Origin of the sequence: Paraburkholderia sp. SIMBA_030 (assembly GCF_046535245.1) — a bacterium.
Taxonomy (GTDB): Bacteria; Pseudomonadota; Gammaproteobacteria; order Burkholderiales; family Burkholderiaceae; genus Paraburkholderia.
In genome coordinates, this window is the sequence record NZ_JAWRXB010000009.1 from 38,652 (window position 1) to 52,246 (window position 13,595).

Consider the following 13,595-nt stretch of genomic DNA (forward strand, 5'->3'; position numbering starts at 1 on the left):
TTCATGCGGCGTGCGCAAAACGCGCAATTTTACTGCTTGGGGTGGATCGGGTCAAACCGACCGTGTCAAGCGTCCTGACCCCAAGCTAGTACGATCTTGCCGACGTGCGCGCTGCTTTCCATCAGCGCATGCGCTTCGGCAGCCTGTGCGGCCGGAAACACACGATGCACGACCGGCTTGATGCTGCCATCCTCGAGATGCGGCCACACGCGCTCTTTCAGCTGCGCGGCAATCTTCGCCTTGAACTCAATCGGCCGCGGACGCAACGTCGAGCCGGTCACCGTCAATCGGCGGCGCAGCACTTCGTTGAGGTTCAGTTCCGCTTTCGCGCCGCCCAGCAACGCAATCAGCACGATTCGGCCGCCATCCGCCAAGGCCGTCAATTCGCGCGGCACATAGCTGCCCGCCACCATATCGAGGACCACGTCGACGCCGCGATCGTTGGTCAGCGATTTGATGACTTCGACGAAATCCTCAGTCTTATAGTTGATCGCACGCTCGGCGCCGAGTGCTTCGCACGCGCGGCACTTGTCCTCCAAACCCGCCGTGGCGAACACGCGAAAGCCGAGCGCATGCGCAATCTGGATCGCCGTCACGCCGATGCCACTCGAGCCGCCCTGCACCAGCAGCGTTTCGTTCGGGCCGCCTTCGCCCGCGCCGAGCTGCGCACGGTCGAACACATTGCTCCACACCGTGAAGAACGTTTCCGGCAGCGACGCGGCCTCGACATCCGACAAGCCGGCAGGCACCGGCAAACATTGCAACAGCGGCGCGGCCGCATATTCGGCGTAACCACCACCCGCCAGCAACGCGCACACGCGATCGCCGATTTTCAGACCGAACGGATTGTGTTTCTCGTCGATCGCGCCGCCGACGATCTCGCCCGCCACCTCCAGCCCCGGCAGATCCGACGCGCCCGGCGGCGGCGCATAGCCGCCCTTGCGCTGGAACACGTCCGGACGGTTGATGCCGGAAGCCGCCACCTTGATCAGCACCTCGCCTGCCTTCGGCTGCGGCATGGGCCGCTCCGCCAGTTTCAGGACTTCCGGCGCACCGAATTCAGTGATTTCGATCGCTTTCATCTGCGTCAACTCCAAGGTTTGGATTGCGTTGCACACTGGCGCCCCGAAGGAAGTCCCCCGCCCCGAAGGAAGTCCCCTTGGGGGATTGGGGGATTGGGGAACGCGAATCGCTTCAAATCGCCGCGAACCGCCATAAGCAAACAGAGTACCCGTTTGTAACGCAATCCACCCTGCATCCCGCAAGAAAAACGGCCGGCGCGCATTCGCGCTGCCGGCCGTCGCCTTGCTACCGCATTACTGCGGCGTCGGTTCGCCTTGTGGCGCGCCGTTTGCACCTTCGTTCAGCAACGCCTTGGCCGACAAACGCACGCGGCCCTTTTCGTCCGTCTGGATGACCTTGACCTTCACCTGCTGGCCGTCCTTCAGGTAGTCGTTGATGTCCTTGATACGCTCGTTGGCGATTTCGGAGATGTGCAGCAGACCATCCTTGCCCGGCAGGATATTCACGATCGCGCCGAAATCGAGCAGCTTGAGCACGGTGCCTTCGTACACCTGACCCACTTCGACTTCCAGCGTGATGTTCTCGATACGCTTCTTCGCTTCGGCCATCCCTTCGCTGCTGGTGCTGGCGATGGTGACGACGCCGTCGTCCGAAATATCGATCGTCGTACCGGTTTCTTCGGTCAGCGCGCGGATCACCGAACCACCCTTGCCGATCACGTCGCGGATCTTTTCCGGATTGATCTTGATGGTGATCATGCGCGGTGCGAACTCCGACAGTTGCGTGTTCGCGCCCGACACAGCCGAGGTCATCTTGCCGAGGATGTGCATACGGCCTTCCTTCGCTTGCGCGAGGGCGACCTGCATGATTTCCTTCGTGATGCCCTGGATCTTGATGTCCATCTGCAGCGCGGTCACGCCTTGCTCGGTACCCGCCACCTTGAAGTCCATGTCGCCGAGGTGATCTTCGTCGCCGAGGATGTCGGTCAGCACGGCAAACTTGTTGCCTTCGAGGATCAGGCCCATCGCGATGCCGGCGACGTGCGCCTTCATCGGCACGCCGGCGTCCATCAATGCGAGGCAGCCGCCGCACACCGACGCCATCGACGACGAACCGTTCGATTCGGTGATTTCCGACACGACGCGAATCGAGTAGCCGAATTCGTCGGCGCTCGGCAGGCACGCAGCCAGCGCGCGCTTGGCCAGACGGCCGTGACCGATTTCACGGCGCTTCGGCGAACCGACGCGGCCCGTTTCGCCGGTTGCGAACGGAGGCATGTTGTAGTGGAGCATGAAGCGTTCGCGGTACTCGCCTTCGAGCGCGTCGATGTTCTGCTCGTCACCCTTGGTGCCCAGCGTCGCGACAACCAGCGCCTGCGTTTCGCCACGCGTGAACAAGGCCGAACCGTGCGTACGCGGCAGCACGCCGGTGCGGATTTCGATCGGACGGACGGTGCGCGTGTCGCGGCCGTCGATACGCGGTTCGCCATTCAGGATCTGCGTACGGACGATCTTCGCTTCGATGTCGAACAGCACATTGCCGACGCTTGCTTTGTCTGCCGCAACCGTGCCCGCTGCCGCCGCTTCTTCTTCCAGCTTCGCCGACGTTGCTGCGTAGACTTCCTTCAGCCTGGCCGAACGCGCCTGCTTGTCGCGGATCTGGTAAGCGGCGAGCAGATCGGCTTGCGCCAGTTCCGTCACACGCGCGATCAGCGGCTCGTTCTTCGCCGCCGGCTGCCAATCCCATTCCGGCTTGCCGCCTTCGCGGACCAGATCATGAATCGCGTCGATCGCGATCTGCATCTGCTCGTGGCCGAACACCACGGCGCCCAGCATCACTTCTTCGGTCAGCTGCTGCGCTTCCGATTCCACCATCAGCACCGCACGTTCCGTACCGGCGACGATCAGGTCGAGCGCCGATTCCTTCATTTGCGGACGCGTCGGGTTCAACATGTATTCGTTGTTGATGTAGGCCACGCGTGCTGCGCCGACCGGGCCGTTGAACGGCAGGCCGGACACGGCGAGCGCCGCCGACGCGCCGATCAGCGCGGGGATGTCGGCGGGGATTTCGGGGTTCAGCGACAGGACGTGGATCACGACCTGGACTTCGTTGTAGAAGCCTTCCGGGAACAGCGGGCGCAGCGGACGGTCGATCAGGCGCGAAATCAGCGTTTCGCCTTCCGACGGACGGCCTTCGCGGCGGAAAAAGCCGCCCGGGATCTTGCCGGCGGCGTAGGTCTTTTCGAGGTAATCGACGGTCAGCGGGAAGAAGTCCTGACCCGGCTTGGCCGTCTTGGCGCCGACCACAGTCGCCAGCACAACGGTGTCTTCGACGTCGACGATCACCGCACCGTTCGCCTGACGAGCGATTTCGCCCGTTTCGAGGCGAACCTTATGTTGTCCCCACTGAAATTCTTTGACGATCTTATTGAACATAGTCATTGCTTTTCCTCATCGTTATGCCGCGCGGACCAGAAGCGGCGCGACAACGCCAGGACCGGCGCCACATGGGAAGAGTAGTGTTATGCCATTCCAGAGAACCACGCTCTACGCGCGAACCGCTGGAATGACACAAAGCTCCGCCCCTGAAGCCCGGCCGTGTTTCTCTCTTTTTACTGCTTTTTACTGCTTTTTCCTGCTTTTTCCTGCTTTTTCCTGTCAGCCGCCGCATGGATCATGCACGCTACCGCGGACGACAGACGGCGCGCGCCACATGAAGCGCACCGCGCAAAAACAAAATGCCTGCATCAGTGGAACTGACACAGGCATCTTGCTGAACGACTGGCCGATTACTTACGCAGACCCAGCTTCTCGATCAGTGCGCGGTAACGATCCGCGTCCTTACCCTTCAGGTAGTCGAGCAGCTTACGACGGCGGCTCACCATGCGCAGCAGACCGCGGCGGCTGTGGTGGTCCTTCGTGTGGGCCTTGAAGTGAACGGTCAGTTCGTTGATGCGGGTCGTGAGCAGCGCGACCTGAACTTCGGGGGAGCCGGTATCGTTAGCTGCGCGTGCAAATTGCGCAACGACTTCGGACTTCTTGCTTGTTTCAACTGCGGACATGTCGATTTCCTTGAGAACTAGACAGGCGGTCACGGAAGAAAGGCCGTGCCGTGGGTTACCCGTGTGCAATACAAATAACTACAGCCATGCTTCACAACGGGAGGCGTATTGTAGCACAGCCCAAACCGGCCGCGAACCCTGCTGTGCCGGGCCGGATCACGGATGCCTGACTGACGCTTTACGGCCGTTTCATCCGGCAGACGCTCAGCGGCACGGTACGTTCAGGCGGCACCGCCAGCACCGTGCGAAAGCCGTAGCCGGAGCCTTCGTTATCGAAGTGCACGCCCGGCGTGCCCGCCCTATCCATCTCCATCACGTAAAGGGGCTGGATCAGTTGGTGGTCGTCGGCGCGCATCCACGACGCATGGAAGCCGTTGTCGAACTTGATCCCTTCCAACGCCTTCGCGACGACCGTCGGGTCAGCGCTGCCGGCGCGGCCCATCGCCGCGGCCAGGGTTTCGATCATCAGCGGCATGCGCAGCACCGGGTAATCGTCCTGCGCGGCCGGGAATCGGGCGCGAAACGCCGCGTACCAGGCGTCGGAAGCCGCACCGCCCGCGTTCGGGTGCCAGTCCGCTACCGCGATCACGCGCTTGACGCCGGCATCGCCCAACGCGGCTGGCGCACCGAGACTATTGCCATAGAACGTGTAGAACCTGGCGTCCAGGCCCTGCTCGCGCGCCGCCTTGACGAGCAGCGTCAGATCGTTGCCCCAGTTGCCCGTGATGACAGCATCCGCGCCGCTCGCACGGATCTTCGCGATGTACGGCGCAAAATCCTTCACCCGGCCAATCGGATGAAATTCGTCTCCGACGACAGCGATATCCGGGCGTTTCGTAGCTAGCGCCGAGCGCGCGAGGTTGCTGACGTCGTGGCCGAAGCTGTAGTCCTGATTCAGCAGATAGACCTTCTTCACGGATTTGTCGCGCTGGATCACGTCGGCCAGCGCGTCCATGCGCATGCCCGCGTGCGCGTCGAAGCGGAAGTGCCAGAAGCTGCAATTGGCATTGGTCAGCGCGGGATCGTCGGCGGAATAGTTGAGGAACACCTCCCGGTTGTCCGGTTCGCGGCTATTCTGCTTGTCGATCGCGCCGATCAGCGCGGCGGCCACCGCCGAGCTATTTCCTTGCATGATGTAGCCGATATGCCGGTCGGCCGCCGCGCGCAGTTGCACCAGCGCCTCTTCGGTGCTGCCCTTGCTGTCCAGCACAACCAGCTCGAGCGGATGCGCGCCGTCGGAGAGCTTGACACCGCCATGCGCATTCACCTGTTCGACGCCGAAGCGCACATTGCGCTCGACCGCCGCGCCCGCATTCGCAAACGGGCCGGACATGCCTTCGATCAGCGCCAACTGGATCGGCTTCCCCACGGGCTTGTTTGCCAGATCAGCCGCCGGCTCTCCCGCGGCGTGAGCCGCCATCATCGAGACTGCCGCCAGAGCCGCTGCCGCCGCCCGCTGCCACTTTGCCACCATCGCCTGGCCCGCCTGAATCGTTCGAAGCGCGGATCATAGGACGTTCAGGACGGAATAAGCAAGCCAGCGGATCCGTTACCCAGATTCCGGCTCAACCTTGCACGAAGCGCAAATCTTTTGCCGCAGCCTTTTGCCGCAGCGCGTGTCAAAATAATGCGGCTCGATGATAAAAACCGCTATTGAAATGCCATCGGAGGGATTCATGTTCAACCGCCACCTATCCACGGCGGCCACGATCGAGGCACCGGCCGCTGGGCGCCTGCGCCGTGCGGCGTTCGTCTGTCTGAGCGCGTTGACGCTAGCCGGCTGCGTACAGCCGTGGCAGCAATACCAGCAAGGCGCGGACGAGTCGACTATCGTCGCGCGGCTCGGCGCGCCACGCGAAAGCTACGATCTGCCTAACGGCGGCAAGCGGCTGATGTGGCCAACCCAGCCGATGGGCGAAACCACCACTGCCGCGGACATCGACGCGTCGGGCAAGATCGTCAACGTGCGTCAGGTGCTCCAACCCAATGAGTTCTATCGGGCCGAAATCGGCAAATGGACCCGCAGCGACGTGCTGGTGAATTTCGGCCGCCCGGTCGAAACCTCGTACTTCCCGTTGATGAAGCGCGAGGTCTGGACGTACCGCTATCTGGAAGACAACGTCTGGTACATGATGTACAGCTTCTATTTCGACGACCAGGGCGTTCTGCGGCTCACGCAGAAAACGCCCGACCCGTTGCACGATCCGGATCGCCGCAACCTGTTCTAAACGCTCCCGGATTCAATACGCGTGAGTCAACCAAGCCGCCTTCCCGGGCGGCTTTTTTATTCATTTATTGCGCATATTTGTGGATTTTATTTCGCACCAACGGATTTATTTTTTTGGTAGAAAGGTATCCGTAAGAATAAATTCGGTACTGACGCTCGCTTACTACGTCGACACGACGCAGGTGCGAATTCCCCGCCGAATCTGCCCCACTTCCGGAGCCGCTATCGATGAACCGTCCCAAACGCCTGCTGGTCGCCAACGTCGCCTGGGCACAAGAAACCGCCGCGCGCAACCCCGATTTTTTTCGCGATCTGGTACGAGGTCAAAATCCGCACGTGCTATGGATCGGCTGCTCGGACAGCCGCGTGCCCGCCGAGACCATCACGCATTGCGAGCCGGGCGATCTGTTCGTTCACCGCAATATCGCCAACCTCTTTGATCCGGACGACGACAACTCCGCAAGCGTTCTCGAATACGCCGTGCGGGTTTTGAAGGTCGGTCATGTGATCGTCTGCGGCCACTATGGCTGCGGCGGCGTGCGAGCGGCGCTGCTGCCGCCGGAACCACGGCTGCCGCATGTGAATCGCCGGATCGCACCTTTATGCAAGTTGGCGCAAACCCATCGCGAGGAACTTGAAGGGCACACTGCCGAGCGTGCCCGCGTCGATCGCCTTGCTGAACTGAATGTGCTTGAACAGGTGCGCCAGTTACGAGCGAGCCCGATCGTGCAGGAAGGCGCGCCGGCGCCGCTCGTGCACGGCTGGATCTTCGCGCTCGACGATGGGCGCATCAAGGTGCTCACGTCCGGCTACGAAGCCGATGGCGCGATGACCTCCACAGCGAGTTCCCGTAGCGCCGCATAGCACAGCGCACCCGGACTGAACCAGCCCCCATTTCGCCTTCGCCGTATGTAAGGCAAGGCGCCTCAACTCACTGCACTGCCACCATGAATCCTCGAGCTTTCTTCTCCACGTTCCAGCGTGATCTGTTTGCGGGCACGGTCGTTTTTCTAGTGGCGCTGCCGCTGTGTCTGGGCATCGCCAACGCGTCGGGCGTCGAGCCGTTTGCCGGGCTGGTGTCCGGCATCGTCGGCGGACTGGTGGTTGCCGTGCTGAGCGGTTCGCGACTGAGCGTGAGCGGCCCGGCCGCGGGCCTCGTCGTGATCGTCGTCGACGGGATCGCGCAGCTCGGCAGCTTTGCCGCGTTTCTGCTGGCCGTATTGCTGTCGGGCGTCATCCAGTTCGGTTTCGGCATGCTCAAGGCCGGCCGGTTCGCCGCCTATGTGCCGTCGCCAGTGATCAAGGGCATGCTGGCGGCAATCGGCGTGCTGTTGATCGTCAAGCAATTCCCGCTTGCTCTCGGACTGTTCGGCCCGCACGCGTCGCAAGCCTCGCTAGCTGCCGCCCAGGCGGCCGGCACGGTCGCCACGCCGTTCGGCTCGATCTCGCTCGCCGCCTGCGCGATCACGCTGCTGTCACTTGCCATTCTGGCCGGCTGGGAAACCCGCGCGCTGCGCCGCTTCACGCTGGTGCGCCTCGTACCCGCGCCGCTCGCGGTGGTTTTGCTTGGCATCGGCGCGACCCTGCTGCTCGGCCTACTAGCGCCGTCGCTCGCGCCGCCCGCCGAACATCGCGTCGCGCTGCCGCCGCTCGAATCGTTCGCCGCGTTGAGCGTCGCGCTGGAATGGGTCGACTTCGGGCCGCACTTCGCGCAGCTCGTGAACCCTGACGTCTGGCGCGTGGCCATCACACTGGCGATCGTCGCGAGTCTCGAAACGCTGCTCAGTCTCGAAGCGGTCGAGCAGATCGATCCGCAACGGCAAGCCGCGCCGCCGGATCGCGAGTTGAAGGCGCAAGGCATCGGCAATCTGATCGCCGGCGCGATCGGCGGCCTGCCGATCACCTCGGTCATCGTGCGCAGTTCGGCCAATGTGCATGCGGGCGCGCAGAGCCGGCTGTCGGCGATCATCCACGGTGTTTTGCTGCTCGTCAGCGGGGTCGCGCTCACCAGCATCATCAACCTGATTCCGCTTGCCTGCCTCGCCGCGATCCTGATCTTCACGGGCTTCAAGCTGGCCAAGCCGTCGTTGTTCGTCACTGTCGCCAGGCAGGGCTTCGCGCCGTTTGCGCCGTTCATCGTCACGGTGGCCGGCGTGCTGGCCACCGATCTGCTGATCGGCATCGTGCTCGGCGTTCTGTGCAGCGTGTTGATCGCGCTGTATGCGAACCTGCGCAGCCCGATCGTGCTCGCGCAGCACGGCGATCACTATCTGCTGTCGTTTCGCAAAGATGTGTCGTTTCTCGGCAAGGTGCCGCTGAAGCACTATCTGCAACAGATTCCCGATGGCGCGACGTTGATCGTCGACGCCACGCGTGCCGATTTCGTCGATCACGATGTGCGTGAACTGCTCGACGCGTTTGTCGCCGAAGCGCCACGGCGCGGGATTGCCGTTGAAGTACGGCATCAGGTGCAAGCGCAGGCGCGCGCGGCGCGCGGCTGGTCGATGCGGCGGACTGCTGCGGAGTAGCCGTGACGCACGCGACACATAAAACACGCGCTGCAAACAACGAAGCCCTGCGCTTTTCACGGCACAGGGCTTCCAGTTACATCGTCGAATCAGGAACGCAGTCGGCGCCCTGTTTCCTCGTTATTCCGAACGCTGCGGATTCACCTTATCCACGTTCGAATACAGCTTGTTGAGCGCCGAGATATACGCCTTCGCGGAAGCCGCGACGATATCCGGATCGGTGCCCACGCCGTTGACGATGCGCCCGCTCTTCGACAGCCGCACAGTCACTTCGCCCTGTGCCTGCGTGCCCGTGGTAATCGCGTTCACCGAATACAGCAGCAATTCCGAACCGCTGCCGACTTCCGTTTCGATCGCATTGAGCGTGGCGTCGACCGGACCGTTGCCACGCGCTTCGCCGGTCACTTCCTTGCCTTCGACCGAGAACACGACTTTCGCGTGCGGCTGCTCGCCGGTTTCCGAATGCTGCGACAGCGACAGGAACTTGTAGTGCTCCCTTTCCTGCGCCTCGGCCGATTCCTCGGTCACGATCGCGATGATGTCTTCGTCGAAGATTTCCGACTTGCGATCGGCGAGTTCCTTAAAGCGCGCGAACGCGGTGTTCAGTTCGCCTTCGCTATCGAGCGCGATACCGAGTTCCTGCAGACGCTGCTTGAATGCATTGCGGCCCGACAACTTGCCGAGCACGATCTTGTTCGCGCTCCAGCCCACGTCTTCGGCACGCATGATTTCGTAGGTGTCGCGCGCCTTCAGCACGCCATCCTGATGGATGCCCGATGCATGCGCAAACGCATTCGCACCGACCACCGCCTTGTTCGGCTGCACGACGAAACCGGTGATTTGCGACACCAGCTTCGAAGCCGGCACGATCTGCGTCGTATCGAGACCGATATCGAGGCCGAAGTAATCCTTGCGGGTCTTCACCGCCATCACGATTTCTTCAAGCGACGTATTGCCCGCGCGCTCGCCCAAACCGTTGATCGTGCACTCGACCTGGCGCGCGCCGCCGATCTGCACGCCGGCCAGCGAGTTTGCAACCGCCATGCCGAGGTCGTTATGGCAATGCACGGAGAACACCGCCTTATGCGAGTTCGGAATGCGCTCGCGCAGCGTCTTCACGAGCTGGCCGTACAGTTCCGGCACGCCGTAACCGACCGTGTCCGCGATATTGATGGTGGTCGCGCCTTCGGCGATCACCGCTTCGAGCACGCGGCACAGGAAATCCATATCCGAGCGGCTGCCGTCTTCCGGCGAAAACTCGACGTCGTCGGTGAACTTGCGTGCGAAACGCACCGCCAGCTTCGCCTGCTCGAATACTTGGTCCGGCGTCATCCGCAGCTTCTTTTCCATGTGCAGCGGCGACGTTGCGATGAACGTGTGGATGCGGAAACGATCGGCGGGCTTGAGCGCGTCGGCGGCGCGCTGGATGTCTTTGTCGTTGGCGCGGGCGAGCGAGCAGATCGTGCTGTCCTTGATCAGCCCCGCGATCGTGTGGATCGAATCGAAGTCGCCGTTCGAACTGGCCGCGAAACCCGCTTCGATCACATCCACCTTCATCCGTTCCAGTTGCTTCGCGATGCGGATTTTTTCTTCTTTCGTCATCGACGCACCGGGCGATTGTTCGCCGTCACGCAAGGTCGTGTCGAATATGATCAGTTTGTCGGCCATGTCGGGTCTCCTGAGGAGTCGGTCAATTGTGGGGATCGGATATTGGAATTCGGGGGTTTGCGCCACCGCTGGCGACGCTCAACCACAGACGAGGCAGACGGAGGGCAGGAAACGTAAGCGATCAGCGCGGTAGGCGCGCTAGCGCTAGCACGCCTAGCGGCGCGCCGGCCTGGTGAGGCTCGTATTGAAACGTTTCGGGAAGCGGGAGCGCAGTCATCCGACGACTATAGCGGCATTCCTTCGATCGTGCAATTGGCGTCACACCTGCCCCTGCGCGACCTGGAACACGGCCTGAACAACGAGAAACGGCAGCCCGAAGGCTGCCGTTTTTTCATCTTGCCGACATGCGAATGTGCTGCCGCGCTTACTTGCCTGGCTTACCTGTCGCGTTGCACCGAACGAGCCGGATTCGCCCTGCCCCGCACCGCCTGATAGGCCCAGAACACATAGCCCGACAGACCGTACAGCACGAACAGACCGAACAGCATCAGCGGCGGATCGGACGACACCAGCACGAAGGCGACCACCACCAGCAGAATCACGCCGAACGGCACGCGGTGCCGCACGTCGAGCGCCTTGCCGCTGTAGAACGGCGCGTTCGACACCATCGTCACACCGGCGTAGATGGTCAGCGCAAAAGCCACCCAAGGCAGCCACACCAGCTTGAGCGGCACGCGGTTATCGGTGGCGAGCCACACAAAACCGGCGATCAGCGCCGCCGCGGCCGGACTCGGCATGCCCTGGAAGAAGCGCTTATCGACCACGCCGATGTTCGTATTGAAGCGCGCAAGACGCAGCGCCGCCCCCGAACAGTAAACGAACGCCGCGAGCCAGCCCCAGCGGCCGAGATCCTTCAGGATCCACTCGTACATCACCAGCGCCGGCGCCACGCCGAACGACACCATGTCCGACAGGCTGTCGAACTGTTCGCCGAATGCGCTCTGGGTATGCGTCATTCGGGCGACGCGGCCGTCCATCCCGTCGAGCACCATCGCCACGAAGATCGCGATCGCCGCGATCTCGAAGCGCACGTTCATCGCCTGCACCACGGCGAAGAAGCCGCAGAAGAGTGCAGCGGTGGTGAAGGCGTTCGGCAGCAGATAAATGCCGCGCTTTCTCAGGAACTGCTGACGCTGCGCACGCCGGCTATCGACTGCCGGCGACTCCGCCACGATCGGCTTGTTGCGGCGGAACGGACGCGGTAGCGGCCCATTGTTGCGGGGTCGACGCGGTTTGAATGCGGCCATCGGAAAACCTCCTTAGTGCCGCTTTATAGTTCAGCGAGGATCGTGGACGACGCGGAAACCTTCTCGCCGATCGACACACGCGGACGGCTGCCGACCGGCAGATACACGTCGACGCGCGAGCCAAAACGGATGAATCCATAACGTTGACCACGCGTGAGCGGCTCACCCGCTCGAACGTAGCAAAGAATTCGCCGCGCGATCAGCCCGGCGATCTGTACCGACGTCACGGTCTGACCGCCGGCCATTTCGATCACCAGCGCATTGCGCTCGTTTTCGAGCGAAGCTTTGTCCACCGCGGCATTCAGATAGGCGCCCGGGAAGTATTCGACCTTCGAGATCGCACCATCCACCGGCGAGCGTTGCGAATGGACGTTGAAGACGTTCATGAACACGCTGATTTTCAGCGCTTCACGGTTGGCATACGGATCATGCGCTGTTTCGACCGCGACGATGCGGCCGTCGGCCGGGCACAGCACGGCATTCGCCTGAGTAGGAATCGGCCGTGCCGGATCGCGGAAGAACTGCACGACGAAGATCAGGATCAGCCAGAACAGCCATGCAAAGCCGAACCCCGCGAAGGCATGGACCAGCAATGCTACGACGGCCGCGATGGCGATGAACGGCCAGCCTTCTCGCGCGATGATCGGATGAGGGTAATTCATGGATGGCTTCTGTATTTTTTGTAAAACCGTAGGATAGCAAAAGCCGCCCAGGGTTCAGCACCCTTGGACGGCTTTTTGAATTGCCCGACTGATACGCGACTGCGGCGGCAGTGCGCGGCGCCGGACAAAAGCGACTCTGGCTTAGTTCTTCGACTGATCGACCAGCTTGTTTTTCGCGATCCACGGCATCATCGCGCGCAGCTTCGAACCGACCTGTTCGATCTGGTGCTCGGCCGTCAGACGGCGGCGCGATTGCAGCGTCGGTGCGCCAGCCTTGTTTTCGAGGATGAAGCTCTTTGCGTACTCGCCGGTCTGAATGTCGGTCAGCACAGCCTTCATCGCCTTCTTCGTTTCAGCCGTGACGATACGCGGACCCGTTACGTACTCGCCGTATTCGGCGTTGTTCGAGATCGAGTAGTTCATGTTCGCGATGCCGCCTTCGTAGATCAGGTCGACGATCAGCTTCAGTTCGTGCAGGCACTCGAAGTACGCCATTTCCGGCGCGTAGCCTGCTTCCACCAGCGTTTCGAAGCCGGCCTTGATCAGGTCGACGGTACCGCCGCACAGCACGGCTTGTTCGCCGAACAGGTCGGTTTCGGTTTCTTCGCGGAAGTTGGTTTCGATGATGCCGGCACGGCCGCCGCCGTTCGCTGCCGCGTACGACAGAGCGATGTCACGTGCCGCGCCCGACTTGTCTTGCGCAACGGCGATCAGGTGGGGCACGCCGCCACCTTGCGAGTACGTGCCGCGAACCGTGTGGCCCGGCGCCTTCGGCGCAATCATGATGACGTCAAGATCCGCACGCGGGATCACTTGACCGTAGTGCACGTTGAAACCGTGCGCGAATGCGAGCGCAGCGCCTTGCTTGATGTTGGCGTGCACTTCCTTTGCATAGACTTCGGCGATCTGCTCGTCCGGCAGCAGCATCATGACGACGTCCGCGCCCTTGACGGCTTCTGCCACTTCCTTGACTTGCAGACCGGCGTTCTCAGCCTTGCTCCACGATGCGCCGCCCTTGCGCAGACCGACCGTCACCTTCACGCCGCTTTCGCTCAGGTTCAGTGCATGCGCATGGCCTTGCGAGCCATAGCCGATGATGGTGACTTGCTTGCCCTTGATGAGGGAGAGGTCGGCGTCCTTGTCGTAGAAAACTTTCATGTCGGTTCCTTGGCTAAATTC

Annotated in this window: 11 protein-coding genes; 3 read left to right on the plus strand and 8 right to left on the minus strand. The window is 62.2% G+C overall.

Going from position 1 to position 13,595, the window contains the following annotated elements; all coding sequences use genetic code 11:
* Nucleotides 1–65: 65 nt before the first annotated feature.
* From SB772_RS16800 to SB772_RS16815, 4 genes are all read right to left on the minus strand, one after another.
* Entirely contained in the window at nucleotides 66–1,082 is a 1,017-nt protein-coding gene (locus SB772_RS16800) for an NAD(P)H-quinone oxidoreductase (RefSeq protein WP_410834362.1), read from the minus strand.
* A gap of 234 nt (nucleotides 1,083–1,316) precedes the next feature.
* Nucleotides 1,317–3,464, minus strand: a complete 2,148-nt coding sequence (gene pnp / locus SB772_RS16805; protein WP_410834363.1) for a polyribonucleotide nucleotidyltransferase — start codon at nucleotides 3,462–3,464, stop codon at nucleotides 1,317–1,319.
* 347 nt (nucleotides 3,465–3,811) lie between these two features.
* Complete coding sequence (gene rpsO, locus SB772_RS16810) at nucleotides 3,812–4,084, minus strand: 30S ribosomal protein S15 (RefSeq protein WP_011487489.1); 273 nt, start codon at nucleotides 4,082–4,084, stop codon at nucleotides 3,812–3,814.
* A gap of 178 nt (nucleotides 4,085–4,262) precedes the next feature.
* Complete coding sequence (locus SB772_RS16815) at nucleotides 4,263–5,558, minus strand: branched-chain amino acid ABC transporter substrate-binding protein (protein WP_410834364.1); 1,296 nt, start codon at nucleotides 5,556–5,558, stop codon at nucleotides 4,263–4,265.
* A 202-nt stretch (nucleotides 5,559–5,760) separates the two neighbouring features.
* On the opposite strand from SB772_RS16815, the gene SB772_RS16820 reads away from it, so the two are divergent.
* From SB772_RS16820 to SB772_RS16830, 3 genes are all read left to right on the plus strand, one after another.
* On the plus strand, nucleotides 5,761–6,312 hold the full coding sequence (locus SB772_RS16820; RefSeq protein ID WP_410834365.1) for a hypothetical protein: 552 nt from the start codon (nucleotides 5,761–5,763) through the stop codon (nucleotides 6,310–6,312).
* Nucleotides 6,313–6,539: 227 nt separating this feature from the next.
* Entirely contained in the window at nucleotides 6,540–7,175 is a 636-nt protein-coding gene (locus tag SB772_RS16825) for a carbonic anhydrase (protein WP_410834366.1), read from the plus strand.
* 83 nt (nucleotides 7,176–7,258) lie between these two features.
* Nucleotides 7,259–8,839, plus strand: a complete 1,581-nt coding sequence (locus SB772_RS16830) for a SulP family inorganic anion transporter (RefSeq protein WP_410834367.1) — start codon at nucleotides 7,259–7,261, stop codon at nucleotides 8,837–8,839.
* Nucleotides 8,840–8,959: 120 nt separating this feature from the next.
* Here the strand turns inward: SB772_RS16830 and SB772_RS16835 are convergent, their stop codons facing one another.
* The 4 genes from SB772_RS16835 to ilvC form a co-directional block, all read right to left on the minus strand.
* Complete coding sequence (locus SB772_RS16835; RefSeq protein WP_410834368.1) at nucleotides 8,960–10,507, minus strand: 2-isopropylmalate synthase; 1,548 nt, start codon at nucleotides 10,505–10,507, stop codon at nucleotides 8,960–8,962.
* Nucleotides 10,508–10,884: 377 nt separating this feature from the next.
* A complete protein-coding gene (gene pssA, locus SB772_RS16840) occupies nucleotides 10,885–11,754 on the minus strand; it encodes a CDP-diacylglycerol--serine O-phosphatidyltransferase (RefSeq protein WP_410834369.1) in 870 nt (289 codons plus the stop codon).
* 23 nt (nucleotides 11,755–11,777) lie between these two features.
* Entirely contained in the window at nucleotides 11,778–12,416 is a 639-nt protein-coding gene (locus SB772_RS16845) for a phosphatidylserine decarboxylase (protein WP_410834370.1), read from the minus strand.
* A 141-nt stretch (nucleotides 12,417–12,557) separates the two neighbouring features.
* Nucleotides 12,558–13,574, minus strand: a complete 1,017-nt coding sequence (ilvC, locus tag SB772_RS16850) for a ketol-acid reductoisomerase (RefSeq protein WP_073429564.1) — start codon at nucleotides 13,572–13,574, stop codon at nucleotides 12,558–12,560.
* Nucleotides 13,575–13,595 lie beyond the last annotated feature (21 nt).